22 protein-coding genes are annotated in these 25927 nt (G+C 61.3%); 4 read left to right on the top strand and 18 right to left on the bottom strand.

Features of this window, described 5'->3' with window-relative positions; translation table 11 throughout:
- Positions 1–26: 26 nt before the first annotated feature.
- Complete coding sequence (locus tag M9827_RS13780) at positions 27–1790, bottom strand: flavin monoamine oxidase family protein (protein WP_250605833.1); 1764 nt, start codon at positions 1788–1790, stop codon at positions 27–29.
- 223 nt (positions 1791–2013) lie between these two features.
- Here M9827_RS13780 and M9827_RS13775 point away from each other — a divergent pair, with 223 nt between their 5' ends.
- Together M9827_RS13775 and M9827_RS13770 are read left to right on the top strand one after the other, a co-directional pair.
- Positions 2014–3420, top strand: coding sequence for an adenosylmethionine--8-amino-7-oxononanoate transaminase (locus M9827_RS13775; protein ID WP_250605832.1), 1407 nt, complete (start codon positions 2014–2016; stop codon positions 3418–3420).
- Positions 3421–3552: 132 nt separating this feature from the next.
- Positions 3553–4272 carry a 16S rRNA (uracil(1498)-N(3))-methyltransferase gene (locus M9827_RS13770; RefSeq protein ID WP_250605831.1) on the top strand — a complete coding sequence of 240 codons (720 nt, stop codon included), beginning with the start codon at positions 3553–3555 and terminating at the stop codon, positions 4270–4272.
- Positions 4273–4364: 92 nt separating this feature from the next.
- On the opposite strand, the gene trhA is transcribed toward M9827_RS13770, so the two are convergent.
- On the bottom strand, positions 4365–4982 hold the full coding sequence (gene trhA, locus M9827_RS13765; RefSeq protein ID WP_123454262.1) for a PAQR family membrane homeostasis protein TrhA: 618 nt from the start codon (positions 4980–4982) through the stop codon (positions 4365–4367).
- A gap of 208 nt (positions 4983–5190) precedes the next feature.
- Between trhA and M9827_RS13760 the strand changes: the two genes are divergently transcribed.
- Complete coding sequence (locus M9827_RS13760) at positions 5191–6111, top strand: LysR family transcriptional regulator (RefSeq protein WP_129395882.1); 921 nt, start codon at positions 5191–5193, stop codon at positions 6109–6111.
- A 199-nt stretch (positions 6112–6310) separates the two neighbouring features.
- Here M9827_RS13760 and madM read toward each other — a convergent pair whose 3' ends face one another.
- The 16 genes from madM to pilG form a co-directional block, all read right to left on the bottom strand.
- Positions 6311–7075, bottom strand: coding sequence for a malonate transporter subunit MadM (gene madM / locus M9827_RS13755; protein ID WP_038861195.1), 765 nt, complete (start codon positions 7073–7075; stop codon positions 6311–6313).
- A 5-nt stretch (positions 7076–7080) separates the two neighbouring features.
- Positions 7081–7473, bottom strand: coding sequence for a malonate transporter subunit MadL (gene madL, locus M9827_RS13750; protein WP_016984760.1), 393 nt, complete (start codon positions 7471–7473; stop codon positions 7081–7083).
- A 65-nt stretch (positions 7474–7538) separates the two neighbouring features.
- The gene (gene mdcH, locus M9827_RS13745) at positions 7539–8459 is read right to left on the bottom strand and encodes a malonate decarboxylase subunit epsilon (RefSeq protein WP_250605830.1); all 921 of its coding nucleotides are present in this window, start codon (positions 8457–8459) and stop codon (positions 7539–7541) included.
- Positions 8456–9076 carry a malonate decarboxylase holo-ACP synthase gene (locus M9827_RS13740; RefSeq protein WP_250605829.1) on the bottom strand — a complete coding sequence of 207 codons (621 nt, stop codon included), beginning with the start codon at positions 9074–9076 and terminating at the stop codon, positions 8456–8458. The genes mdcH and M9827_RS13740 overlap by 4 nt, the downstream gene beginning before the upstream one ends.
- Complete coding sequence (mdcE, locus tag M9827_RS13735) at positions 9070–9855, bottom strand: biotin-independent malonate decarboxylase subunit gamma (protein WP_250605828.1); 786 nt, start codon at positions 9853–9855, stop codon at positions 9070–9072. The genes M9827_RS13740 and mdcE overlap by 7 nt, the downstream gene beginning before the upstream one ends.
- Positions 9852–10703, bottom strand: coding sequence for a biotin-independent malonate decarboxylase subunit beta (locus M9827_RS13730; RefSeq protein WP_250605827.1), 852 nt, complete (start codon positions 10701–10703; stop codon positions 9852–9854). The genes mdcE and M9827_RS13730 overlap by 4 nt, the downstream gene beginning before the upstream one ends.
- On the bottom strand, positions 10696–10995 hold the full coding sequence (locus M9827_RS13725) for a malonate decarboxylase subunit delta (protein ID WP_250605826.1): 300 nt from the start codon (positions 10993–10995) through the stop codon (positions 10696–10698). The genes M9827_RS13730 and M9827_RS13725 overlap by 8 nt, the downstream gene beginning before the upstream one ends.
- Positions 10995–11867, bottom strand: a complete 873-nt coding sequence (locus tag M9827_RS13720) for a triphosphoribosyl-dephospho-CoA synthase (RefSeq protein WP_250605825.1) — start codon at positions 11865–11867, stop codon at positions 10995–10997. The genes M9827_RS13725 and M9827_RS13720 overlap by 1 nt, the downstream gene beginning before the upstream one ends.
- Entirely contained in the window at positions 11867–13537 is a 1671-nt protein-coding gene (gene mdcA / locus M9827_RS13715; protein WP_250605824.1) for a malonate decarboxylase subunit alpha, read from the bottom strand. The genes M9827_RS13720 and mdcA overlap by 1 nt, the downstream gene beginning before the upstream one ends.
- Before the next feature lie 320 nt (positions 13538–13857).
- Complete coding sequence (locus tag M9827_RS13710) at positions 13858–14223, bottom strand: DUF6124 family protein (RefSeq protein ID WP_250605823.1); 366 nt, start codon at positions 14221–14223, stop codon at positions 13858–13860.
- Between the two features lie 529 nt (positions 14224–14752).
- Positions 14753–15223 (bottom strand): chemotaxis protein CheW, encoded by a 471-nt coding sequence (locus tag M9827_RS13705; protein ID WP_180699044.1) that lies wholly within the window; start codon positions 15221–15223, stop codon positions 14753–14755.
- Positions 15216–21125: an Hpt domain-containing protein gene (locus tag M9827_RS13700; RefSeq protein WP_250605822.1), complete on the bottom strand. Its 5910-nt coding sequence runs from the start codon at positions 21123–21125 to the stop codon at positions 15216–15218. Before M9827_RS13700 ends, M9827_RS13705 begins: the two co-directional genes overlap by 8 nt.
- An 11-nt stretch (positions 21126–21136) precedes the next feature.
- The gene (locus M9827_RS13695) at positions 21137–23185 is read right to left on the bottom strand and encodes a methyl-accepting chemotaxis protein (RefSeq protein WP_105704569.1); all 2049 of its coding nucleotides are present in this window, start codon (positions 23183–23185) and stop codon (positions 21137–21139) included.
- 154 nt (positions 23186–23339) lie between these two features.
- Entirely contained in the window at positions 23340–23879 is a 540-nt protein-coding gene (locus tag M9827_RS13690) for a chemotaxis protein CheW (protein WP_123454284.1), read from the bottom strand.
- Positions 23880–23889: 10 nt separating this feature from the next.
- A complete protein-coding gene (gene pilH, locus M9827_RS13685; protein WP_007913674.1) occupies positions 23890–24255 on the bottom strand; it encodes a twitching motility response regulator PilH in 366 nt (121 codons plus the stop codon).
- Between the two features lie 60 nt (positions 24256–24315).
- Positions 24316–24720, bottom strand: coding sequence for a twitching motility response regulator PilG (gene pilG / locus M9827_RS13680; RefSeq protein ID WP_007913673.1), 405 nt, complete (start codon positions 24718–24720; stop codon positions 24316–24318).
- 225 nt (positions 24721–24945) lie between these two features.
- Here pilG and gshB point away from each other — a divergent pair, with 225 nt between their 5' ends.
- Complete coding sequence (gene gshB / locus M9827_RS13675; RefSeq protein ID WP_250605821.1) at positions 24946–25917, top strand: glutathione synthase; 972 nt, start codon at positions 24946–24948, stop codon at positions 25915–25917.
- The last annotated feature ends 10 nt before the right edge of the window (positions 25918–25927 follow it).

Below are 25927 nucleotides of genomic sequence, written 5' to 3'. Positions count from 1 at the left end.
CCGCGCTTCTTCATTCACCGCAAGATTTACTGCGCCTTGGTCTCGGTCGTTGCAGCAGGCTTGGCCGCTGGCTTCTTCGCCGGTTCAGCCTTTTTCGCTGCCGGTTTGGCCGCAGGCTTTTTCGCTTCGGTCTTCGCCGCCGGTTTCTTAGCCGCTGGCTTGGCCGCTGCTTTCTTCGCCGGTTCAGCTTTCACGGGTGCCGCAGGCTTCGGAGCTTCCACCGGAGCTGGCGCAGGGGTCGGTGCAGGTGCTGGAGCGACCGGCGCTGGAGTCGGCTCTGGGGCCTTCACAGGCTCAGGCTTCTTCTCGTCATCCGAACCGCCGAACAGATTAGTGAAGAAGTTGCCCTTCTTCGCCGCCACGGCACCCGCCGCGCCTGCCGCTGCTGCAGCCGGCACCACTTTGGCTGGTTCGAACGATTTGCCCGCCGCCAGATCTTCAACCTGACTCGCTGCACGCTGACCGGTGCGCAGTGCACCTTCCAGGGTGCCCGGGTACAAGGTGTCGGTGTGTTCGCCGGCGAACGTCACACGTTGCAGCGGACGTTCCCACAGACGCCAGAACTTGCTGATCTGGCCCGGGCCGTAAGCCAGGTAGGCGCCGCCCATCGACGGGTCGGTGCTGTAGCGACGGATTTCATAACCGGTGAACGAGCCACGGGCCTGTGGATAAAACGCGTGCAGACGGATCAGCACCTGATCGACCATCTGCTTGTCGCCAAACGCCTGCATCACACGAGCGTTGTCGCCGGACAGGTTGATCACCACGTTGGCCCCGCCCTTCAGGGCTGGCTCAATCCAGAGCATGCCGAGGCCGGCGTTGCTGTAGATCTCGCCGGACATGCGCGCCTTGCTTTCCCACACCGGCGTCTTGAACTTCAGCATGATCTGGTCGCGCCAACCGTAGTTGGTGCCCTTGATCGCCGCCAGATGCTGAGCGTCCAGCGCCGGCGTCAAAGCAATCTTGTTCAGCGCACGCAATGGCACGGCCAGTACGACGTAATCAGCCTGGTAGCCAACACTGCCGACCTTGACGGTCACGCCGTCCTTGTCCTGAGTGATCGCCGACACTGGCGAGTTGGTCTTGATGGTTTTGATCTGTTTGACGAACGCCTGCGCCAGCACCTGACTGCCGCCGACCAGACGCGAAGCGCGCAGGTCACGGTCGGAGATGCCGCGATACACACGGTTCTGCTGCGCGAAGTACAGCAGCGACAGACGCGAAGGCTCGTCGTAATGCGTGCGGATATCCTGGTTGATCAACTGACGCGCAGTGGCCGGCAGGTTCTGCTTGTCGAGCCAGCTCGACACGGTGATCTGGTCCAGCGCGTGCAGGGTGCTGGTCGCCGCCGGGTTCTGCGGATCGTCGATCGAGCGTGCCAGATCGTCGAGGGTTTTCTGATAGCGCTTCAGGGCATCGGCGGTGGCCGGTTGCTTGGTCGCCAGATCAGCGGCAGAGAAATACTCGCCGTCGATCAGGTATCCCGGGGTCCGCACGAATTCCGGCGCAGGCGTGGTACCGAGTTTGAATGTCGAGACGTACTTGTTCAGCACCGGCTGGGTCTTGTCGTTGCCGATCCACTCGCTGGTGGCCATACCGGAGCGACCGCCCAGGCTCGGTTTGGCTTCCAGCAGGGTGACCTGCCAGCCCTTGTTTTGCAGTTCATAAGCGGCGGTCAGGCCCGACAGGCCGCCGCCGATCACGATTGCAGTTTTATCCTTGGCCAGCGCCGTAACGCTGAACAGCCCCAACATCACCAGCGCACAGGCGCGCAGCCAACCGACAGACATTCAGCGAACTCCGGAAATACACATAGGAAAAAGCAGTTGTGCGGGTCAGACGACCCAAAGAACCGCGAAGAATACGTTAGCCATCAAAACGCCGCCAGCGACGTCTATCGGCTCATACAAAGTAGCTCAATCGACACAATGGGTTGTCCCCACGCGATGCATTGCATAGGCTTGCGCGATTGTTTGCCCGCGCCTGTCGCGAGCCGCCTCGAGGAGACTGTAAATGGGCCTGAATAACCAGTGGATGCAACGCGACCTCGCGGTGTTGTGGCATCCCTGCACCCAGATGAAAGACCACGAACAGCTGCCGCTGATCCCGATCAAGCGCGGTGAAGGCGTCTGGCTCGAAGACTTCGAGGGCAAGCGCTACCTCGACGCGGTCAGCTCGTGGTGGGTCAACGTGTTTGGCCACGCCAACCCGCGCATCAACCAGCGCATCAAGGATCAGGTCGATCAGCTGGAACACGTGATTCTGGCCGGTTTCAGCCATCAACCGGTGATCGAGTTGTCCGAGCGTCTGGTGAAGATGACGCCGGAAGGCCTGAACCGGGTGTTCTACGCCGATAACGGTTCGTCCTGCATCGAAGTCGCGCTGAAAATGAGCTTTCATTACTGGCTCAATCGCGGTCAGCCGAACAAGAAACGCTTCGTCACCCTGACCAACAGCTACCACGGCGAAACCATGGCGGCGATGGCGGTCGGCGACGTGCCGCTGTTCACCGAAACCTACAAAGCGCTGCTGATGGACACCATCAAGGTGCCGAGCCCGGATTGCTACGGGCGTCCGCAAGGCATGAGTTGGGAAGAGCATTCACGCAACATGTTCGCCGCCATGGAACAAACCCTGGCCGAGAACCATGACAGCGTCGCGGCAGTGATCGTCGAACCGTTGATTCAGGGCGCTGGGGGCATGCGCATGTATCACCCGGTTTATCTGAAATTGCTGCGCGAAGCCTGCGATCGCTACGGCGTGCACTTGATTCATGACGAAATCGCCGTCGGCTTCGGCCGCACCGGGACGATGTTTGCCTGTGAACAGGCCGGCATCCGCCCGGACTTCCTCTGCCTGTCCAAGGCCCTGACCGGCGGCTACCTGCCGCTGGCCGCGTGCCTGACCACCGACGAGGTCTATAGCGCGTTCTACGACGACTACCCGACCTTGCGCGCTTTCCTCCATTCGCACAGCTACACCGGCAACCCGCTGGCGTGCGCGGCGGCACTGGCGACGCTGGATATCTTCGAGCAGGACAACGTTATCGAGAACAACAAGGCCCTGGCCCAGCGCATGGCGTCGGCGACGGCGCATCTGGTCGATCACCCGAACGTCTCCGAAGTACGCCAGACCGGCATGGTCCTGGCGATCGAGATGGTCAAGGATAAAGCCACAAAAGAGGCCTACCCTTGGCAGGAACGTCGCGGTTTGAAGGTGTTCCAGCATGCGCTGGAACGTGGCGCGTTGCTGCGTCCGCTGGGCAGCGTGGTGTATTTCCTGCCGCCGTACGTGATTACCCCGGAGCAGATCGACTTCCTCGCCGACGTCGCCAGCGAAGGCATCGACATTGCTACGCGTGACAGCGTCAGCGTCGCCGTGCCGAAAGACTTCCATCCCGGCTTCCGTGACCCAGGCTAACCGTGACCGCTCGTTCCCACGCTCCGCGTGGGCATGCAGCCCGGGACGCTCCGCGTCCCAAAGCGGACGCAGAGCGTCCATTGAGGCATTCCCGCGCAGAGTGTGGGAACGATCTAATCTGAGAGACCCGAAATGAGACTGTCCCGCTTCTTTATCGACGCCCCCCTGAGCACCGGCGAACACGAATTGCCGGAGGCCCAAGCGCATTACATCAGCCGCGTGCTGCGCATGGCCGAGGGCGATGCGGTGCAACTGTTCGACGGTTCCGGTCATGAGTTTCGCGGTTCGCTGGTGGAAGTCGGCAAGAAGCGCGTGGTGGTGCAGATCGACGAACAGCTCGCCGGCCAGGTCGAGTCGCCGCTGCACATCCACCTCGGCCAGGGCCTGTCCCGGGGCGAGCGGATGGACTGGGCGATCCAGAAAGCCACCGAGCTGGGCGTGAATGAAATCACCCCGATCTTCAGCGACCGCTGCGAAGTCCGTCTCAAGGACGAACGCGCCGACAAACGCCTGCTGCACTGGCGTCAGGTGGCGATCAGCGCCTGTGAGCAGTGCGGTCGCTCGCGGGTGCCGGTGATTCATCCGCCGGTGTTGTTGGCGGACTGGATCAAACAGACCGAAGCCGAGTTGAAACTGGTGCTGCATCCGGTGGCCGAGCCGCTGGTGAGTCATGCCAAACCTTCGACGCTGGCGTTTCTGATCGGGCCTGAGGGTGGTTTGACCGACGCCGAAGTCGAGCAGGCCAAAGGCAACGGTTTCCACGCCGCCCGCCTCGGCCCGCGCGTACTGCGTACCGAGACCGCGCCGGTGGTTGCGCTGGCGGTGGCCCAGCAACTTTGGGGGGATTTCTAACCCCCCAAAAGATCGCAGCCTTCGGCAGCTCCTACAGTTGAAATGCATTCCAATGTAGGAGCTGCCGAAGGCTGCGATCTTTTGATTTTGCTTCACAGGACGTAGAACATAATCGCCACAAAGTGCAGCAAACTCCCGGCAATCACGAACAAATGCCAGATCCCGTGCGCATGCCGCAAGCGGTGATCGAGGGCAAAAAAGATAATCCCCACGGTGTACAAAACCCCGCCAGTGGCCAGCCAGGCGAAACCAGTGGTGCCCAGCGCCGCCAGTAATGGCTTGACCGCCACCAGCACGATCCAGCCCATCACTGCGTAAATCACGATCGACAGGATCCGCGCCTCCGAGCGTGGCTTGATCTCCTGCAAAATGCCGATCAGCGCCAGCCCCCAGACAATCCCGAACAACGTCCAGCCCCAAGGCCCACGCAGGGTCACCAGACAGAACGGCGTGTAGCTGCCGGCAATCAGCAGGTAGATCGAAAAGTGATCGACCTTCTTCATGATCGCTTTCTTGCGCCCGCGCACGCTGTGGTACACGGTCGAGGCGCTGTAGAGCACCAGCAAGGTAAACGCGTAGATCGCCACGCTGACAATTTTCCACGGACTGCCGTCCAGGCAGGCAATCACCAACATCCAGACGCCGCCGACAAAAGCCGCCACTGCCCCGACCAGATGGGTCCAGGCGTTCAATCGTTCTCCGTGATACATGTATTGCTCACCTCACATTCGTTACCGCAGCGCGCAAGGCTCGGGCCTTGAGCGTAAAAGCGCAATGTTTCTGTTCAACGCCAGGATCAAAAGATCGCAGCCTTCGGCAGCTCCTACAGGTGATCGCATTCCAATGCAGGAGCTGCCGAAGGCTGCGATCTTTTGATGTTCAAGGCACAATCGACGCATTCCAAAAAGAGTCCGCGCCATGCTGATCGACGAAGAATTGACCCTGAAAAAACTCGAGGTGTTCCTCGCCTTCATGCGTACCGGCAACCTCGCCCGCGCCGCTGCCGAGTTGCAGACCAGCAATGTCAGCGTGCACCGCGCCATTCACTCGCTGGAAAGCGCCCTGCGCTGCCCGCTGTTCAAGCACGAAGGGCGCAACCTGACGCCGCTGGAAAGCGCTTACGTGCTCGAAGAACGTGCACAGAAGTTGATCAACGACGTCGTCGAAAGCGTGCGCCTGACCCGCGAAGCCGCCGGGTTCTCGGCTGAACGTTTCAAACTCGGCTCGCTGTATTCGCTGACGGTGAAAACCGTGCCGCAACTGATCATGGGCCTGAAGATCCGCCGCAGCGAACTCAACATCGACCTGATCCTCGGCTCGAACATCGACCTGCTCTACAAGCTGAAAAACATGGAAGTCGACGCGATTCTGGTGTCGCTGGACGACAGCATCAACGACCCGGATTGCGAGCAGATTGCGCTGTTCTCCGACGACATCTTCCTCGCCACGCCAGCGGATTCAAAATTCGCGCAACGCAGTGAAGTCGATCTGGCCGAAGTTCGCGATGAAACCTTCATCACCCTGACTCAGGGTTTTGCCACGCATCAGGACGGCAACCGGGTATTCAAGCAGGCAGGGTTCGAGCCGAAGGTGGCGATGCAGGTCAACGATATCTTCACGCTGTTGAGCATGGTCAGTTCGGGGGTGGGCTATGCGTTGCTGCCGGGGCGGATTGCGGCGGTGTACGAGAACCGGGTGAAGCTGATTCCGCTGCAGGAAAAGTACCGGTTGCAGCAGCACATTGGCGTGGTGTTTTTGAAGGCCAAGGAGCGGGATCCAAATTTGCTGGCGTTGCTGGCGGAGTGTCGGATGTATGCCAATCGACAGGTTGGGGTTTAGATCAAGATCAAGATCAAAAGCTACCCCCTCACCCCAGCCCTCTCCCCCAAGGGGTAGAGGGGGAAAGGGAGCAGGTCGGGGACTTTTCAAGGCCTGAGTTCGACTCAGGACTTTCAGGTCGGTGGATAACGCGAAAACAACTCGGCCGGTTCCCTCTCCCTCCGGGAGAGGGCTAGGGTGAGGGCAGCTTCTACGGCGACTACCCCATCAACCCGCGCATCGCCAGAAACAACAACGAAGGCCCAAGCAAACACCCAAGCGCGGTGTAAAACGCCGCCGTCAGGCACCCGTAAGGCACCAGCTTCGGATCGGTCGCCGCCAACCCGCCGGCCACGCCACTGGACGTGCCCATCAAGCCGCCGAAAATCACTGCGCTACGCGGATTGTTCAGGCCGATCATCGGCGCCACGAACGGCGTCATCACCATCACCAGAATCGCCTTGATCAACCCCGCCGCAATGGACAGCGCCATGACCTCGGAACTGGCGCCAATCGCCGCGCCGGTCACCGGGCCGACAATGTAAGTCACCGCGCCGGCACCAATAGTGGTCAGGCTCACAGCATCGGTATAACCGAACGCCATCGCCACGCCGACACCGGCCACAAACGAAGTCCCCACCCCCACAAACAGCGCCAGCACCCCGACAAACCCTGCCCGCTTCAACTCATCGACACTGACGCCGAAAGCCGTGGCGACAATCGCGAAGTCGCGCAACATCGCGCCACCCAACAGACCGATACCCGACAACAACGGAATATCCACCACGCCTTTCTGCCCACCGGTCAGTGCACCGCCGACATACGACAGCACCAGCCCCAGCAGAATGGCGATGGCCGAGCCGTGCAAACGGCCCTTGGTGAAGGTGTTGGACATCCAGTAGGAGACCCACATGGTCAGCCCGACAATCAGAAACCCGCTGATCAAACCGTAGCCGGTAATCACTTTCATCATCGATTCGTACATGGCGATTACCCCGCAGTCTTGGCTGGAGCGATCGGGGTCTGCTCCTTGTTACCCATGCGCGTCAGCACGGGCACCAGGGCAAAAGCGATCACCACAGCGAGGGTGCCGGCAAGAATCGCCATCGGCCCGCCCTTCAACGCGCCATAGACGTTTTGCTGCGCGGCCATGGCGACCACGATCGGAATGTAGATAGCGCTCCAGAACTCGACGCCCTGCTCAGTCTTGCCCTTGAGCCAGCCGCTTTTGTTCAGATAACTGCCGAGGCCGATCAACAGCAGCATCGCAATGCCGACGCCGCCGACGTTGGCCGGCACACCGATCAGCTTGCCGAGCAGTTCACCGACCCAGATACCCACCAGCGTACAAAAGGCGAGAAACGCCACACCGTAAATAATCATTGTTGTAGTCCTCAAAGTGCATCGTCGAATGTTGTTTTTGTTGTTCGAAGCTTGAGTCGGCGGTTTTAGAGTTGGCGGCCACCCTCCTCTCGCAACAGCGCCTGCAAGGTGTCGAGACGAGCACTGTCGAAGGCAGTGACGGTGCCCTGCTCGAACACCCGGCGCGCCAGCCCGGTCAGCACCGCACCGGGCGGCAGTTCGATTTGTAAACGCACGCCGCGCTCGTAGGCGCTTTGTACGGTGCCGCGCCAATCCACCACGCGGCACATGTTGAAAGCGAGGTCGTCGCGCAGCGCTTCTACTTTGGTCACAGGGCGCGCGCGACTGCCGCTCAGGTAAGCGATTTTCGGGGTTTTCAGTTGTACTCCGGCGAAGGCCTCGGCAAGGGTTTGCGCCGGTTCGTCGAGCAGCGGACAGTGCGACGGCACACTCACTGCCAAACGTTTTGCCAGACCGGCGCCACGACTGCGCGCCAGTTCAGCCACCGCTTGCATGGCCTTGTCGCTACCGGCAATGACCACTTGGTTATCCGCATTGATGTTGGCCAGATACACCGGCGAATCCTCGCTGTGCACTTGCGCCAGCAGCGTTTCGACTGTGGATAATTGCAGGCCGATAATTGCAGTCATGCCATAGCCCTGTGGATAAGTGTGCTGCATCAGTTCGCCGCGCAGGCTGACCAAGTGCAACGCGTTGCTGAAGCTCAATGCACCCGCAACCACCGCCGCAGGATATGCACCGATCGACAAGCCAGCGACGTAATCCGCCGTGAGTCCGCTCTGTAGCAATTGCCGTGAAGCAGCGACGCCGGCTATCAGCAGGCACAGCTGAACCGCCCTTGTGGTGCGCAACGCTTCGCTGGAATCGAGTAGCAAAACATCCTCACCGAGCACATCGCTGGCCTCGGTCAACGTTTCCCTAGGCAAGCGCTGCAGCATGCCCGCTTGCTGCGCGCCCTGGCCGGGGAACACCAGCAGACTGCTCACGCTGCCTGCTCCTGCGGGTTCCACGGGTCAGTCACCAGACCGGCCTGATACTCGTTTTTCAGCAGCACTCGCGCCGAACCACCGGCCCATTCACGCAACGCCACAGCACCGAACGGCGTCTGCAATTGCAGGTCGACCCGGCACACAGCTTGATCGAAAAGTTCAACCAGTTTGCGTGCCTGATTACGCGTGATCAGTTGCGGTGTACGCAGAATCAGATCGAGATCGCTGGCCGCGTGCATCGCGGTAAAACCACTGGCCAATTCAAACCCGACACTGCCGCTGACACCCCAGACCCAACCGCAGTCATCGAGCATCGGCCGCAATTGTTTGAGTGCCTGCATGACCGGCAGATCGCGCTCGCACTCAACATGACAAAGCGCTTCGGGACTGACCCGACAGGCAATCGAATCGATCGCCATAAACGCCGCCAGCCGCTGTTCGCGCAGCACGCCGCGCACGCCCACCGCGACAAAACCGTCAGTGCTCAAGGCCCGCCGCACCACCACCGGTTGCCCGGCGGCCAGCGACTCGACTGCCCACAACGGCGCATCCGCCGGCAACTGCGCCGGACTCATGCCCCAGAGCAAGTCGTGGGCCAGAGGCGTGTTCACCACTGTGCCCTCAGCAGTTCGCGAACCTTGCTGGAGGCCGCACGGTTTTTCGCGCCGAGGCGATTGCTCAAGTCAGTGCTGGAGATATCGCTGATGGCCTGTTTCAGGCATTCGTTCACCCGTGCCAGATCCTCTACGGTCGGCTGTTCAATCTGCTGCACCGACAGGGTTTCCCAGAGCAGTCCGAGGCTCGCATAGCTGTCGATGTCATACGCCATCGGCGGCACACTGGCGGCCAGCGCTTCAAGTTCTTCGACACTGCGCAAGGTCACCCGCGCCGCCGACGCCTTGCCCATCGCATGCACCATCACGCCCGGATCGCGCAGCGCAATCAAACGATTGGCCTGATAGCCGTGGGCGAGAAACGCACCAGACATGGCTTTGCCCACTAGCAGCGCAATCACCGGGTGCCCGGCCAGACGCGCACGGGCATAACTGTCCGCCGCACCGGCCAACGCCTGATGAATGCCGAGCGCTTCTTCGCGCCGACCATAAGCCTGGCTCGGTACATCGACGATGGCGATGATCGGACGCTTCTGCGCTTTATCACGATCAGCACTGATCGCGTCATCCACAGCCTTGGCCAGCCCCCAGCCTTCAAGCAAGCCAACTTCGCCATTGCGAGCACGCGGAAAACGATTGTCCGGATCAGCGACCACAGCGATAAAACGCCCCAGCTCACCGTCGGCAACCTTCAACGATGGCGGCAGCCCTTCGATACTTTTAGCGCCCGCGCTCAAGGCGTCGAACCAGTGCAAACCGCGCAGCGAATAACTGCTCATGAGCGCTCTCCTTGATACAGATCGCGAACCACCGACGGTTCGATTTGCGGGTCAGTGTTCAGACTGTCGAGACGCTGCAGAAACCAGTCGGCGCGCTGGCTGCGCGGTTGTGCCGGCAAACCTTGCTGGAGCAATTCGCCGACCTGCTGACGAATCTTCGCCACGTCATCGGCGACATACCGATCGACAAGACCACTGGCGAAACGCTGCTCGCCGCCGGTCAGGCTCCAAATGAAAGGCCGGTCGCGGGAGTCGTATTCCTCGATCCCGGCTTCCTGCTCGATCACCTGCGGGCCATTCAAGCCGAGGCGTGCTTCCTGAGTCACCAATAGATAGCTGCAGAGCGCCGCCGCAATCGACATGCCGCCGAAACAACCGACGCTACCGGCGACCACGCCAACCACCGGTTGGTACTGCTGCAAATCGACAATCGCCGCATGAATATCGGCAATGGCCGCCAGCCCGAGATTGGCTTCCTGCAAGCGCACGCCACCGGTTTCCAGCAGCAACACCGCGCGCGTCGGAATGCCTTTGCGGTTGTCTTCCGCCGCCAGTTCCAGCGCGCCGGCAATCTTCGCCCCACCGACTTCGCCAAGGCTGCCGCCCTGAAACGCGCCTTCAATCGCGGCAATCACCACCGGCAAACCGTCGAGGCTGCCCTTGGCAATCACCACACCGTCATCGGCCTGCGGCACCACGCCCTGACGTTCGAGCCACGGCGACATCACCCGTTGAAACGGGTCGAGCAATTCGCGAAAACTGCCAGCATCGAGCAAGGCTTGCGCCCGTTGCCGCGCACCGAGTTCGACGAAGCTGTGTTTGTGCAAAAGCGCTGCGCTGTCAGTCATGGCCGATCTCCTCGAAACCTTGTTCCAGACGCAAGCGCACCACCCCTGGCGTCGCGCCGAAATCGTGGATATCGATGGCCATCGCCGGCGGCGTGGTGCCGTCGAACATCCGCGCAAACAGGTGCTGCCAGCGCAGCTGCGCGCCATTGACCGAGGTCTGCACATTGATCGTCAACTTGCCGGCCACACCCGGTTCGATCAGCACTTCCAGATCCCCCGAGCCGACACAACCGACCAGCGCACGCCCGCGTGGCGGCTGCCCGGCGGGGAATTCAAACGATAGGGTTTCCATCAAAACGCTCCCTGAAGGATGCCGTCGCGCTCGATACGGTCGAGCAGCAGCGTGGCGGCGAGCAAGTCGGCGGCGCCACCGGGCGAGGCATTCAATGCGATGAGTTGTTGATCGAGTTCGTGCAAGCGGCGACGACCACTGAGGCTCGCGCTGCCACCGGCGTCGAGCACCGCTTGCGCGCCGGACTGCATGGCGTGCAGGCCCTCTTCGCCGGCGCGGTAAAGCACGCAGGTGTCAGCCAGGTCAGTCATGATCGCGAGCAAGGCGTCGAGCCGGGCGTTCTGTTCGCCGTGGCCATTGGCGCGGCTGCGCCTGAGTTGTGGCAGGCCGCGTTGCAGTACCGAAGGGAAGCCGAGTTGCGCTTGTTCACGGGCACCACGGGCGCCGTAACGCAGGGCGACTTGCGCGCCGTGGCTCAAGGGTTTTGGTGCGTGGCGATCATCCAGCAAGGCCAGACGTGCGGCGCGCAGGGTCACGGCATTGGCGCTGGAGGATTGCGGTTCCAGTGCAGCGGCGGTCACCAACAGACCCAAGGCCCAGATCGCCCCTCGATGGGTGTTCACACCGTTGGTGGTCGCGAGCATCGATTGCTCACCTTCACGACCAATCCGGCCAATCGCTTCGCGTAACGTTGAATCGACTTCGCCGATTGCAACCGCCGCTTCAGCCATTTCCTTGAACGCCGGCCACAACGCCAACGCCGACGCGTGCATCAAGCCTAGGTGCAGATCGGTGTGCGCGCCATTGCCGCGACGGTCGACCAGCGCCGGTTTCGGCGACAGATCGGCTTCGTCGATCAGCGCGTCCACCGCCAGATCAGCCAATCGATCAGCTTGGGACAGCGGTTTTGCTTGCAGGTTAAATGCGTGCATTACCAGCTCCTGAATTTCGCGGGCGGGTTGTACAGGCCGCCGGACCACTCGACCAGATCGGCCACGCTTTTCGCCGCCAGCAGTTCGCGGGTGGCGTCGGTGCGGCGGATGCCGAGGTCTTCGGGCAAGGCGATCAGGCCTTCGCGGCGCATGCGTTCGGTGTCTTTCGGGTTGTGGCGCAGGCCGATGGCGGTGACGCCCGCAACAGCGGCGATCATTGCCTGGCGTTCTTCCAGCGAGCGTGCCTTGTACAGGTAGGCGATGCCTTCTTCGGTGAGCAAGTGGGTGACGTCGTCGCCGTAAATCATGATCGGCGCCAGCGGCATGCCGCTCTTCTTCGCCACCTCGACCGCGTCGAGGGTTTCGACGAAGGTCGGTTTGCCGCCCTCCTGGAACGTCTCAACCATCTGCACCACGAGTTTCTTGCCGCGTTCGAGCATCGGTTGCTGCGCATCGTCGTGGCGCATATCCAGCCACGCCGGGGTGCCGTGACGGCGACCGCGCGGGTCGTGGCCCATGTTCGGCGCACCGCCGAAACCGGCGAGGCGGCCACGGGTCACGGTCGAAGAATGGCCGTCGCCATCGACCTGCAACGTCGCGCCGATAAACAGATCCACCGCGTATTGCCCGGCCAGTTGGCAGAACATCCGGTTGGAACGCAGCGAGCCGTCGCGGCCGGTGAAGAACACGTCGGGGCGCGCGGCGATGTAATTTTCCATACCCAGTTCAGTGCCGAAGCAATGCACGCTTTCGACCCAACCGCTCTCGATCGCCGGGATCAGCGTCGGGTGCGGGTTGAGCGTCCAGTTGCGGCAGATCTTGCCTTTAAGGCCGAGGGATTCGCCGTAGGTCGGCAGGATCAATTCGATGGCGGCGGTGTTGAAACCGATGCCGTGGTTGAGCGACTGCACGTTGTGTTTTTCATAGATGCCGCGAATCGCCATCATCGCCATCAGCACGTGCACAGGCTTGATGTGACGTGGATCGCGGGTGAACAGCGGTTCGATGTAGAACGGCTTGTCGGCCACCACGACGAAATCGACCCACGACGCCGGGATGTCCACGCGAGGCAGCTCGCTGACGTCGTCGACCAACTGATTTACCTGAACGATGACGATGCCGTCGCTGAACGCGGCCGGTTCGATCAGTGCCGGGGTGTCTTCGGTGCTCGGGCCGGTGTAGATGTTGCCGGCGCGGTCGGCCATGAACCCGGCCGAAAGCACGACGTTGGGAATCAGGTCCACCACCAGCCGCGCATAGAGTTCGATGTAGGTGTGGATCGCGCCGACTTCGAGCAAGCCGTCTTCAAGCAACTGGCTGATGCGCAGGCTCTGGGTGCCGGCGAAGGAGAAATCCAGCTTGCGGGCGATGCCGCGTTCGAACAGGTCGAGGTGCTCGGAGCGACCGACGCTGGGCATGATCATGTGCAGGTCGTGGAGCTTTTCCGGGTCAGCTTTGGCCAGCGAGCGCGAAAGGAAATCCGCCTGCTTCTGGTTGTTGCCCTCCAGCACCACACGGTCGCCGGGATGAATCAGCGCTTCGAGCGCGGCGACGATCCTGTCGGTGGGCAACACCACACCGTCGGCCAGCCCACGCACCTTGTCGAGGCGGCGCTGCTTCTCATCGCGCCGCCGCGTCCAGCACGAGTCGGGGGAAATTGTTGTTGTCATGCTCACTCCACGGGTTCGCTGTCGTGGAGCTAAGGTAGGCGTGTGGGGTGGGGGCATCAATCAAGCGCGGTGGTGAATCGTTACGCTCAGGGTAACGATCAAGAGCGCCCTCACCCTAGCCCTCTCCCGGAGGGAGAGGGGACTGATAGGGGGATATTCGGGAATTGCGCCGACCTGGGAATGTTGTACTGAATCCAGAATTTACCAGGTTTACCAGATCCATAATCGACTCGGTTTTCCAGGTCGATGTATGACGCCAGACACCTCACCCCAGCCCTCTCCCTCCGGGAGAGGGCTGGGGTGAGGGTCGGGCTTTTTCGCTACTCCGTCGGCACCAACCTATCCAACAAACGGTTGACGGCCATCTCCGCCACCATCACTACCTGCGCAATACCTTGCACAGTCTTGCGGTGCGTACCTTCCACCGTTGCCGCGTGATTGTTGAGCATCACCGTAGCCGAGCCAAGGGTTTCACTGGCATCGGCCAGCAGGGATTCGGTGTCGGCATTGGGATTGGCCATGTACAACGTGTTGGGGGTGTAGGGCGTGGCCATCAGGTCGGCGTTGGTCGGGCCGAGGTAATGGTCGAGGGCGCGTTCGGCTGCTTCGTGGAATTTCCTGGAATCGGGGGATTCGTAGGGGGATGCCGGGTCTGTGAGCGGGGGGTTAGGCGTTGGTTTAATCATCTTCAGGTTCCGAAATTAAGCTGGAACCGCTTCTCTGCTAAAAGAAGGGGTGGCAGCTGAACGCAGGTTAGCAGACCGGGGAACCTAAGGAAGCCGGCGCGCCGAAGCGCCCTGCGCACAGCCGCCATCGAATGCAGGCGCTGAGCCTGACGATGATGTATGTGCACCCTTAGATTAACCACGGGCTGCTAAACCCGATCACTGGAAATCAGTGACGGAATCAAGTTACGCAGCATGCCAAAGGCGCACAAGCCGGCGGATTCTGGTGCATGCGTAGGCAGCGGCGCAAGGATTTGTAGGCCAGGGAGCCGTAACACAGAGTGTCTTTAAACAACGTGGTTAAAGGGTGTTTATTGCAATTCAGCAATTGAGGATTTGCTTGTAAGAATTTGCTGGTGCTACTGGCCCCATCGCTGGCAAGCCAGCTCCCACAGTGTCCGAGTTGTATTCGAATTCTGTGAACCACACAAAAACCTGTGGGAGCTGGCTTGCCAGCGATGGGGCCAGTCAGAGCGACACGAATTCTGGATCAGTGAACCAGCCCAGCATCCACCAACAACTTCTCCAGCCCCAACAAATCCGGCACCTTCGCCACCTGCTCCCCGACCTGCACCGCCGCCTGCTCCAGCGAGCACAACGGCACGTCGACATAACTCAACTGGCTATCAAGCTTGTACGAACGCGGAATCCCCTGCACCAGCAGCGCAATGAACTTCAGCTCCGGCAATCCACCGAGGGCATTGAGAATCACGATCCGCGCGCGCTCGCCAATGACGATTTTCTGCCCGCAGGCCGATTCAAAACTCAACAACGGAATCTGCCGCTCACGCCACTTCACGCGCCCCAGGTACCACGGCGGCGTGTCCAGATCGAAGGCACTGGCCTGATAGTCAATCAACTCAGCGACAGCGACGTTAGGCAGGATCAAATTGCGATCCGCCAGCGGCAGCAGCAAACCGGTCAGTTGGCTGCTGCGCTGATTGTGCCGGCGCTCATGCATGTTTCTTGCTCCAGTGGGCAATGCTTTCAAGCAGCACCGACTCTTGATACGGCTTGCCGAGGTAGTCGTTGACGCCAATCGCCATGGCACGATCGCGGTGTTTCTGCCCGGTGCGTGAGGTGATCATGATGATCGGCAGGTGTTGCAGGCGTTCGTCGTTGCGTACCTGGGTGGCGACTTCGAAGCCGTCCATGCGCGGCATTTCGATATCGAGCAGCATCAGGTCGGGCATGTGTTCTTCGAGCAGCAGCATGGCGTCGACACCGTCCTTGGCAGTGAGCACGTTCATGCCGTGGCGTTCGAGCAAACGGCTGGTGACCTTGCGCACGGTGACCGAGTCGTCGACCACCATCACCAGCAGCGGTTTCTGCGGTTCGCTGTCGAGTTCCGGCAGCGTCGACGGCTGTGCAACCCGCGCCTGCATCGCACGGATCGGCGCGAGCAAATCGAGAATCAGCACCACCCGGCCATCGCCGAGAATCGTCGCCCCGGACACGCCTTGCACCGCCGCGAATTGCGCGCCGAGGCTCTTGACCACGATCTCGCGGGTGCCGGCCATGGTATCGACCAGCACCGCGATGTGCCGGTCGTTGTAGTGCACCAGCAGCACCGGCAACGGCAGGTTCTGGCCGAGCAGTTTTGGGCGTGGCGCGGTTTTCAGCAGCTCGCCGAGATAGCACAGTTCATAGGTCTGGCCGCCGTAGTGGTAGCGCGGCGGATCCTGACGGAAGTGTCCTTCCAGATCATTCGGTAACACGCGAACGATGCCTTCGATGGTATTCAGCGGGATCGCGTATTGATCCTCGCCGCACTGCACCATCAACGCGCGGTTGACCGACACGGTGAACGGCAGACGAATGCGGAAATGCACGCCCTGCCCCGGCACCGAGTCGATGCTCATGGTCCCGCCCAACTGGCGCACCTCTTCGTGGACCACGTCCATGCCGACGCCGCGCCCGGAAATCTGCGTGATCTTTTCAGCGGTGGAGAAGCCCGGCTGGAGGATGAACTGCAATACATCGCGGTCGCTGATTTCGGCATCCGGCGCCAGCAAACCGCGCTTGATCGCCTTGCGCCGCACCGCTTCCAGCGGCACCCCGGCGCCGTCGTCGCGGATATCGAAAACGATGTCGCCGCCTTCACGGGACAAGTCCAGGCTTATCGTGCCCTGCGCCGGTTTACCCGCCGCCAGCCGCACTTCGGCCGACTCCAGACCATGGTCGACGGCGTTGCGCAGCATGTGCTCCAGCGGCGCGGCCATGCGCTCGAGTACGTTGCGATCCATCTCGCCTTCGGCGTTGCCGACGACAAAGGCGACGTCTTTGTTCAGCTCTTCGGCGACCTGGCGGACGATGCGTTTGAGGCGCGGCAGCATGCGTTCGAACGGCACCATGCGCGTACGCATCAGGCCTTCCTGCAACTCGGTGTTGATCCGCCCCTGTTGCTGCAACAGGTTCTCCGCGTCGTGGTTGCGCCGGTCGAGGGTTTCTTTCAGATCAAGCAAGTCCGAGGCCGATTCGAACAGCGCCCGCGACAGTTGCTGCAACTGCGAATGACGGTCCATTTCCAGCGGGTCGAACTCCTCGTAGCCGAGGCGTTCGGCGTCGACTTGCTGGCGGCTGAGAATCCGCCCTTGGGTTTCAGTGTCGAGCCGGCGCAGTTGATCGCGCATGCGTTCGATGGTGGTTTCCATCTCGTTCAGCGCGATCTGTGCGTCGTTGACTTGCTGTTCGATACGGCCACGGAAGATCGAGGTTTCGCCGGCCAGATTGACCAGCTCATCGAGCAGTTCGGCGGAGACCTTGACCATGTCCGCGCCAGCGTCGGCAGCCGGCGGCACCACTTCAGTCTTGACTGGCACCGGCAACACCGGCGGCGTGTCGGGCGTCACCGGGTGGCTGAAATTCTGGATCGCATTGATCAGCCGATCGGCCGGCGGACACGGTTGCCCGGCGCGCACGCCATCGAGCATCTGCGCCAGCCGATCATGACCGCGCTGCACCAGCGCGAACAGTTCCGCCGAGGGCTGCAACGCCCCGGTCGAGAGACTTTCGTAAAGGTATTCCAACTCATGGGCGAGGTCGCCGATCGGGCCGATCTCGACCATTCGCGCGCCGCCCTTGAGCGTGTGCAAATCCCGCAGCAGGGTTTCCACTTCCTGACGATTGCCAGGCTCGGCCTGCCAGCGCAGCAGCGCGGCGCCGGAGTTTTCGATGATGTCGAAACCTTCTTCGAGGAAGATCTCCAGCAGTTCCGGATCGTGCCCGGCGCTGTCGGGATCGACCGCTGGCGGGGGCGTTTCGCTAGCGCTTTGGCCTTGGCGCACCTCACGCAGGGTTTCGATCAAATCCTCGGCTGGCGTCAGTGGCTGATGCTGTTGCAGTTGTTCCACCAGCAGCGCCAAACGCTCATGGCTCTTGAGCAGCAAGCGCCCCAACGCTTCACCGTAGCTGTAGCGACGATCGACCAGACCTTCGTAAAGGCTTTCCAGCTCCTGGGCCAGATCACCGATGGCCTCGACTTCGGCCATCCGCGCGCCGCCCTTGAGGGTGTGCAAGTCGCGCTGCAACGAGGACAGCGGCGCGGCGTTGTCCGGGTCATTGAGCCAACGCTGCAAGGCCTGGCCGGCGCTGTCGAGGATGTCCACGGCCTCCTCGATAAATATCTCGACGATCTCGTCATCCGCTTCAAACGGGGCGGCCGCCTGCTGCAATTCCGCCGTGGCGCTGCCCAGTTCACGGATGCTCAGGGTGCGGCTGCCATCGCTGCGAATCAGGCCCATGGACGACGGGTCGAGGCTTTGATCGAGCAGATCATGCAACGCCCGGATCCGTGCCGGTTGCGGGGTGACTTCCTGGCCTGCGGCCAGTTCGTCGAGCATGTTGATCAGTGCTTCGTGGGCGTTCTGCGCTTCGCGGAAAAACTGTTCGCTGACCGCCAGACTGCTTTCTTCCACCGCGCCATACAGGTCAAGCAAGGCTTCGCACAACACGTCCACCGGGAGCAGATCGGCCAGGTGCGCGCCTTCGCCAAGGGTGGTCAGTTCATCCAGCAAGGCGCTGAGTTCCTGACGCTCGCCGGGGTGTTGCTGCCAGCGCTGCAACAGGCTTTCGGCGTCGAGCAGGATGTCCATGCCCTGGGCGAGGAAGTTGTTGATCAGTTGCGGGTCGCGCTTGATTCGCAGGCCGGTATTCGGTGCGTTGAGAACGCTTTCGAGACGTTCGGCGAGCAGCGCGTCGGTGCGTTTGATCAGCGACTGTGCACCGACAATCGGCGCCAGCGGATCGTGCTTGAGCTGACGCAAGCCGATACGGAACAGGCCTTCGGCTTCCAGCAGCAGTTCCACTTCGTCGAGGTCCAGCGGCAACTGATGCGCCTTGAATTCGCGGGCCAGTTGATCGAGCGACGCGGCCAGTTCGGCAATCGGCAACACGCCGGCCATCGAGGCGCTGCCCTTGAGCGTATGCAGGGCGCGTTGCAATTCATCGCTGGCCTGTAGCGGCACATACTCGGCGGCCTGATCGAGAAAGCGATTGAGACTGGCTAGGTGGGTTTCGGCTTCTTTGCGGAAGATCTCCAGCAACAGCGGATCGAGCGCGGCGACATCGTCGACGTCTTCAGCCGCCAGCGGTTGGTCACCCTTGGCCAGAGCATGGGCGCGGGCAGCGAGTTGATCGACATCGCTGCGTTGACGCTGGCTGTTGGTGGCGAATTCGTTAATCAGTTCCGGCAGCAACAGCACCGTGTCGGTAAGCAGTTGCTGCACCACCGAGCCGGGTTCGACGCTCTGTTCCAGCACGCGGTTGAGCAGGTTTTCCACCGCCCAGGCCAGTTCGCCAAGGATCAACGCACGGACCATGCGCCCACTGCCCTTCAAGGTGTGGAAGGCGCGGCGCAGTTCAATCAGCGCTTCACGATCCTGCGGGTTGGCGCTCCAGCGCGGCAGGTATTCGTGGAGGACTTCGAGGACCTCATCGGTCTCTTCGAGGAACACTTCACGCAGTTCATCATCGACCGGTTCTTCATCGGCAGGCGGCGGCATCAGACTGCCGGGGGTGATCAGCGCCGGCGGGTTGAGCGCCGAAACCGGGCTGGCCAGAACATCGGCCAGCGACTGTACGGTTTCCGGGTCATCGAGCGCCTGCAGGTCCTGCATCACCAGCGCTTCGCTGGGGCTGAGCACGTCGTCGAGTACCGGCACATGCTGCGCGCCGGGCTGTTCATCGGGAAAGAAGCCGAGACTGGCGAGGCTCTTTTGCGCGACGTCCAGCAGTTGCTCGTTCGGCGCCTGCGGGTCGTCGCTCAAACGTTCGAGGTAATACTCGAGGCTGCTGATGACATCGGCCAAATGATCCAGTTGTTCCCAACCCGGTTCATGGGGATCGAGCAGCAAATGTTCGCGGATGAATCCATTGCAGGCCTCGACCAGACTCGCCGCGCGGCTCAACGGAATCATCGCCAGTGCCCCGCGCACCTGGGTCAGCAGCGCCGGCAACGGTTGCAGGTGCTGGCGATCCCAATCGGCGTCGATGTAGTCGACGATCATGTCCTTGGCCTGTTGCAGGCAGATGCGCGCTTCCTTGATCACGATCTGATGGATCTGCGTCAGGTCGGTGGTCGGCAGGCGTGAGTCTTCCGGACTTTCCGGCTCGACGGTGCCGACCATGCCGGCCAGCGTCGCTTCGACGTACAGCAGCGCCCCGGCAACGTCCATCAGGATCGCGTCGTTCGGTTCGCGCTGGCCCTGAGCAAGGCTGAGCACCACGGCCAATTGATCGATGATGACTTTGCGCGGCTGGCCGAAACCGAGCACGGCCAGGGTGTCGGCGATCTGCCGCAGCGGCGCCAGCAGGCTCTCCAGATCCGAAGTGTGCTGACGGTCGCTGCGCACGAACAGGTCGAGGCGTTCCTTGACCCGCACCAGCTCTTCGCACAATGCCGCCAGCACCGAGCGCATCGCATCGCGGTCAGGGCCGGCCAGGCGTGCGCGTTCTTCGTCGACCATCGCGCTGTCGGGCAACGCGTCGTCCAGCGAGTAGCGATCTTTCATGGTCAGCATCTGCCCGGTGGGATGTTCGGCTTTGGCAATATAGAACAACAGGCTTTTCAGCAGCTCGGCAGGCGCCGGCTGATTGAGGCCAGCCATACCCTGATCGAGCAGGCGTTTGAGTTCTTTGTCGGCGTCCTTGAACAGGCTGCGCAGCGCCGGGCTGTTGGCGATCACGCCCTCGCGCATGCCTTCGACCAGCGCCGAGGCGACTTGCCACAGGGGGCTCAGCGGCGAATCACCGCTCAGCGCTTCGAGGCGGGTAAAGACTTTGGCCAGATAACCGAGGTGGGTCTGGTCATCCTGCTCGCGCAGCAAACCGACCAAAGCCATTTGCAGCATCTGGCGTAATTTGCGCAGCACGTTCGGCAACTCTGCCGGCTCAAGCAGCGCCAGTGCTTCGGCGCTCAGGGGCGGGAAGTCAGGCAACTGCGGGCTGAACAGGCTGGTTTCAGACAACAGGCTTTCGCCACGGGCGCTGCGCAGATCGTTGATCAGCGGCAACACCACCAGCGGCAAATCGCGCCGGGCGCTCTGCACACGGTCGAGGTAGATCGGCAATTGCCCAAGGGCTTGCAGCAACAGATGCAGCGCTTCGTCGCGATGGCTGACGCGCTCGTGCTGCAGGGCTTCGACCAGATGTTCCATTTCTTCGGCGAGCAAGGCTGCGCCGTAGAACTCGACCATCTGCAAACTGCCGTGGACCTGATGGATGTAATCCAGGCACTCGTCCAGCCCCGGAAAAGCCTGCGGATCATCGAGCACGGCTTCAATCGCCTGATGCGCCTGCTTCAGCGTTTCGGCAATTTCGCCTTTGACCCATTCGAGGGCCACATAGTCGTGCCGATCACCCATAACCACTCCAATCACGCTTTATCTGTCGCCGCCGGCAAGGTGAATCCGGACACCGAACGCCGTAGCTGACTGGCCATTTTCGCCAGGTTGCCGATGCTCTCGGCGGTGGCCGTGGACCCCGACGAGGTCTGCGAGGTGATCTGCTGGATCACGTTCATCGTCAACGAGATCTGCCCGGCCGAAGAGGTCTGCTGCTGCGCTGCGTTGGAGATGCTTTGAATCAGCGCCGCGAGGGTCTTCGATACGCCTTCGATTTCTTCCAGGGCCACACCGGCATCCTGCGCCAGTCGCGCGCCGCGCACCACTTCGGTGGTGGTTTGCTCCATCGAGATCACGGCTTCATTGGTGTCGGTCTGAATTGCCCGCACCAGGGTTTCGATCTGCCGGGTGGCGGCGGACGAGCGTTCGGCCAGGCGCTGCACTTCGTCGGCGACCACGGCAAAACCGCGCCCGGCATCACCGGCCATCGACGCCTGAATCGCCGCGTTGAGGGCGAGGATGTTGGTCTGGTCGGCAATGTCGTCGATGAGGCTGACAATGTCGCCGATTTCCTGCGACGACTCGCCCAGACGCTTGATGCGTTTGGCGGTGTCCTGAATCTGCTCGCGAATGTTGTCCATGCCGTGGATGGTGTTGTGCACCACCTCGTTGCCCTTGTTGGCGATTTCCACCGAACGCTCCGCCACCGCAGAGGATTCGGCGGCGTTGGCCGAGACCTGATCGATGGATTCGGCCATGTCGCTGATCGCCGTCGACGCTTCGGAAATCTGCTGGGCCTGATGCTCCGAGGCCTGGGCCAAGTGCATGGCGGTGGCCTGTGTTTCCTGCACCGCTGCGGCGACCTGGCCGGCGGTGAGGTTGATCGTCGCGACGAGATCGCGCAACTGGTCGACGGAATAGTTGATCGAGTCGGCGATGGTGCCGGTGAAGTCTTCGGTCACCGAGGCGGTCACGGTGAGGTCGCCATCGGCGAGGTCTTCGATTTCATCGAGCAAGCGCATGATCGCGTTCTGGTTGCGCTCGTTCTTCTCGGCGGTTTCACGCAACTGGCGGTTGGTTTCCCGGACCATCACCAGACCGATGAGGATGATCGAGGCCAGCGCCAGCAAACCGAGGACGTAGCCACCGATGGTGTCGGTGTTGCGCCCGCCGGCAAGGTTTTCGAAGCGAGTGGCCAAATGCGAGGCTTCGTCAAGCAGGGTTTGCGAAAGGCTGAAGATGTTGCTCGCCGACTCCCGCACCTTGAACAGCTCCGGCGAGGTTTCGAGAATTTCATCCACCGAGCCGGACACGAACTGGAACAGCTCGGAGATTTCGCTCAAACGGGCGCGGGCGTCGCGGTCTTCGACCTGGCTGATTTTCAGCGCCGGGTTGCCTTGCAGCATGCCGTTGAGCACTTGGCCGAAACGGGTGGCATCGCGGCCAAAGGCATCGGCTGCCTGTTGCGAGTTTTCGTCGCCGGCGAGCACGGTGTTGACCGCGCCGAGGATCCGTTCAGCCAGCAACGACTGACGCTGTGCCATCGCCACTTGCGCGGCCGGGGCACCACGCTGGAGGAGAATTTCGACGACTTTTTCGTATTCGATCTGCAACTGCGGCACGGTTTCGGCCAGGGTCGCGGCGACCTGATGCAGCGACAGCACGGTCTGCTCGCTGGAGAGAATCGCGTCGGTGTTTTTCAGCAGGCGTTCCCAGTCGAGCTGCACGGCGCGCATTTCCGGGCGCACGGTGGCCGGTGCGGGTGGCAGGCCGGTGGCCGGGTCGCCTTTTTTCAGGTAACCCCAGCGCTGGGCGAAATCGTTACGCGCATCGCTGAGCAACTTGAACGCAGCAGCCTTGCCGGCGGCGGCTTCGGTGGCGTTCTTGGCGATGCGTTGCGAGAGCACGCGCAGCTCACCGGCGTGGCCGATGTACTGTTTGTCGTAGTTCGCCTGGGTGTTGAGGTAAGCGAAGTTGGCGAACAGCAGCATGATGAACACGATCAGTGCGATAAACAGCACGATGATCTGCGAGCGACTGCGCGAGCCTTCCGCCGGCTTGCCTGTTTTTGCTTTTATCATCGGTCCTCGCCCTTAACCCACACCTTTGAGGCCTGCTGCAATCCCTGTGGGAGCGAGCCTGCTCGCGAAAGCGCTGGGTCAGCCAATATTTATCTCGCCTGACACGCCCTCTTCGCGAGCAAGCTCGCTCCCACAGGGGACGGTGTTGAATCTGTTATATCGCGACGCTCATGAACACCGGGGATTTGGCCAATGCAAACAGGCTGAACACCCGCCAGTTCTGCTCGCGCCGAAAATAGCCTTTGACGAACTCGGCCTTGGAACCCTGGCGCTTGCTGATCGACAGCGGTTCAAAACTGCCCTGTTCAAAATGCTGCAGGCCGATAACCTCATCGACCATCAGCCCGGCAAATACATCACCATGCTCGACCACCAATACCCGCCGCTGTTTACGCAACGGCGACAGCTCATGGCCGAAGAAGCCACACAGATCCATGATCGGCAGCAGCCGTCCACGCAGGTTAGCCACGCCTTTGACCCACGGCTTGACCCCGGGCAATTGAGTGAAGCGCGGCTCGTGCAGCACTTCGCTGACTTCGCCCATCGGCGCCACATACCAATGCTCGCCAAGGCGAAAGCCGATGCCGCTCCAGCGATCCTGGCGCGCCGCCTGCGACGGCAAGTCCGCCGCCAGCAAGCGGCAGCGCTGGTCGATCTGCCAGAGCAATTCGAACGCCGTCAGCGATTCGCTCATGGTTGCGCGATCAGCCTTTGAGCACGTTGTTCAGGGTTTTGATCAGGGTGTCTTCGTCGACCGGTTTGGTCAGGTAATCCTTGGCGCCCTGGCGAGTGCCCCAGACCTTGTCGGTTTCCTGATCCTTGGTGGTGATGATGATCACCGGGATGTGACTGGTGTCGGCATCCTTGGTCAGCTGGCGGGTGGCCTGAAAACCGTTGAGGCCGGGCATGACAATGTCCATCAGCACGGCGTCGGGTTTTTCCTGACGGGCCAGGGCCACGCCGTCGGCGCCGTTTTCGGCCTTCAGGACTTCATGGCCGTGCTTTTCGAGCATGCCGGTGAGTTTGTACATTTCAGTCGGCGAATCATCGACGATCAGGATACGTGCCATGGTTTTCCCCATTTTTCTTGTCGACGCCCGGCCCGCTGGCCGCGTGTCTCTGTACGTGTCTTACTGCGGCAAAACGGCGGCGAAGCCCGGAACATGGGCCTGAATCGCGTTGAGCAGTTCTTCCTTGCTGAAAGGCTTGGTCAAAAATTGATCAGAACCGACAATCCGCCCCTTGGCCTTGTCGAACAGCCCGTCGCGCGATGACAGCATGATCACCGGTGTGGCCTTGAACGCACTGTTGTTCTTGATTAAAGCGCAGGTCTGATAACCATCCAGACGCGGCATCATGATGTCGACAAAAATGATCCCGGGATGGTTATCGGCGATCTTGGCCAGGGCGTCGAAACCGTCGATCGCCGTGATCACTTCGCAACCGACATTCTTCAACAAGGTTTCGGCGGTGCGACGAATCGTTTTCGAGTCGTCGATCACCATGACCTTCAAGGCGCTGGACTGCTGTTCCATAAGAGGGTTCTACCGTCGCCTTTGCGAATCAATTTGTCCGTTTTGCGATGAGTAATGGCTGGAAACCCTTGATGCTCAAGGGCCAGCACTGCATGGCAGCCTTTTTAGCACAGTCTCCAGATGCAATCTATCGACGGGTTTTTCCTTGACCGAAAACCCGGCCAGCGCCACTCTGGCGGCACTTTTTCAATACCGATCCGGTAGCCAATTTTCGAGGAAAACCCAATGAGCGTTCGCGTCGGGATTGTCATGGACCCTATCGCCAGCATCTCCTATAAAAAGGATAGCTCGCTGGCCATGCTGCTGGCCGCGCAGAAGCGTGGCTGGGAACTGTTCTATATGGAACAGCGCGACCTGTATCAGGCTGAAGGTCAGGCCCGGGCGCGCATGAAGCCGCTGAAGGTCTTCGCCAACCCGGAAAAATGGTTCGAACTGGAGGCCGAACAGGACAACCTGCTGAGCGATCTGGACGTGATCCTGATGCGCAAGGATCCGCCGTTCGACATGGAGTTCGTCTACTCCACCTACCTGCTCGAACAGGCCGAAACCGCTGGCGTGCTGGTGGTGAACAAGCCGCAGAGCCTGCGCGACTGCAACGAAAAACTGTTCGCCACGCTGTTCCCGCAGTGCACGCCGCCGACCATCGTCAGCCGTCGCGCTGACGTGTTGCGTGAATTCGCCGCGAAACACGGTGACGTGATCCTCAAGCCGCTGGACGGCATGGGCGGTACTTCGATTTTCCGTCACCGTGCCGGTGACCCGAACCTGTCGGTGATTCTGGAAACCCTGACCGCCCTCGGTGGCCAGCAGATCATGGGGCAGGCTTACCTGCCGGCAATCAAGGACGGCGACAAACGCATCCTGATGATCGACGGCGAGCCGGTGGATTACTGCCTGGCGCGGATTCCGGCGCAGGGCGAAACCCGTGGCAACCTCGCTGCCGGTGGCCGTGGTGAAGCGCGTCCGCTGACCGACAAGGATCGCTGGATCGCGGCTCAAGTCGGCCCGACGTTGCGTGAGAAAGGCCTGCTGTTCGTTGGTCTCGATGTGATCGGTGAAAGCCTGACCGAAATCAACGTCACCAGCCCGACCTGCATCCGTGAAATCGACAATGCGTTTGGCACCGATATTGGCGGCTTGCTGATGGACGCCATCGCCAAGAAGCTGCAAGCCGCCGGCAAAAAGCCACAAGCTTGATGCACGTCAC

This window comes from Pseudomonas sp. AKS31, from assembly GCF_023634765.1.
Lineage (GTDB): Bacteria > Pseudomonadota > Gammaproteobacteria > Pseudomonadales > Pseudomonadaceae > Aquipseudomonas.
This window is presented reverse-complemented; position numbering and strand designations above follow the sequence as displayed.

Bases quoted from the DNA above. Each gene is read 5' to 3' on its own strand.
- M9827_RS13780 (WP_250605833.1), bottom strand. From the start codon at position 1,790: ATGTCTGTCGGTTGGCTGCGCGCCTGTGCGCTGGTGATGTTGGGGCTG.
- M9827_RS13775 (WP_250605832.1), top strand. From the start codon at position 2,014: ATGGGCCTGAATAACCAGTGGATGCAACGCGACCTCGCGGTGTTGTGG.
- M9827_RS13770 (WP_250605831.1), top strand. From the start codon at position 3,553: ATGAGACTGTCCCGCTTCTTTATCGACGCCCCCCTGAGCACCGGCGAA.
- trhA (WP_123454262.1), bottom strand. From the start codon at position 4,982: ATGTATCACGGAGAACGATTGAACGCCTGGACCCATCTGGTCGGGGCA.
- M9827_RS13760 (WP_129395882.1), top strand. From the start codon at position 5,191: ATGCTGATCGACGAAGAATTGACCCTGAAAAAACTCGAGGTGTTCCTC.
- madM (WP_038861195.1), bottom strand. From the start codon at position 7,075: ATGTACGAATCGATGATGAAAGTGATTACCGGCTACGGTTTGATCAGC.
- madL (WP_016984760.1), bottom strand. From the start codon at position 7,473: ATGATTATTTACGGTGTGGCGTTTCTCGCCTTTTGTACGCTGGTGGGT.
- mdcE (WP_250605828.1), bottom strand. From the start codon at position 9,855: ATGAGCAGTTATTCGCTGCGCGGTTTGCACTGGTTCGACGCCTTGAGC.
- M9827_RS13730 (WP_250605827.1), bottom strand. From the start codon at position 10,703: ATGACTGACAGCGCAGCGCTTTTGCACAAACACAGCTTCGTCGAACTC.
- M9827_RS13725 (WP_250605826.1), bottom strand. From the start codon at position 10,995: ATGGAAACCCTATCGTTTGAATTCCCCGCCGGGCAGCCGCCACGCGGG.
- M9827_RS13720 (WP_250605825.1), bottom strand. From the start codon at position 11,867: ATGCACGCATTTAACCTGCAAGCAAAACCGCTGTCCCAAGCTGATCGA.
- mdcA (WP_250605824.1), bottom strand. From the start codon at position 13,537: ATGACAACAACAATTTCCCCCGACTCGTGCTGGACGCGGCGGCGCGAT.
- M9827_RS13710 (WP_250605823.1), bottom strand. From the start codon at position 14,223: ATGATTAAACCAACGCCTAACCCCCCGCTCACAGACCCGGCATCCCCC.
- M9827_RS13705 (WP_180699044.1), bottom strand. From the start codon at position 15,223: ATGCATGAGCGCCGGCACAATCAGCGCAGCAGCCAACTGACCGGTTTG.
- M9827_RS13700 (WP_250605822.1), bottom strand. From the start codon at position 21,125: ATGGGTGATCGGCACGACTATGTGGCCCTCGAATGGGTCAAAGGCGAA.
- M9827_RS13695 (WP_105704569.1), bottom strand. From the start codon at position 23,185: ATGATAAAAGCAAAAACAGGCAAGCCGGCGGAAGGCTCGCGCAGTCGC.
- M9827_RS13690 (WP_123454284.1), bottom strand. From the start codon at position 23,879: ATGAGCGAATCGCTGACGGCGTTCGAATTGCTCTGGCAGATCGACCAG.
- pilH (WP_007913674.1), bottom strand. From the start codon at position 24,255: ATGGCACGTATCCTGATCGTCGATGATTCGCCGACTGAAATGTACAAA.
- pilG (WP_007913673.1), bottom strand. From the start codon at position 24,720: ATGGAACAGCAGTCCAGCGCCTTGAAGGTCATGGTGATCGACGACTCG.
- gshB (WP_250605821.1), top strand. From the start codon at position 24,946: ATGAGCGTTCGCGTCGGGATTGTCATGGACCCTATCGCCAGCATCTCC.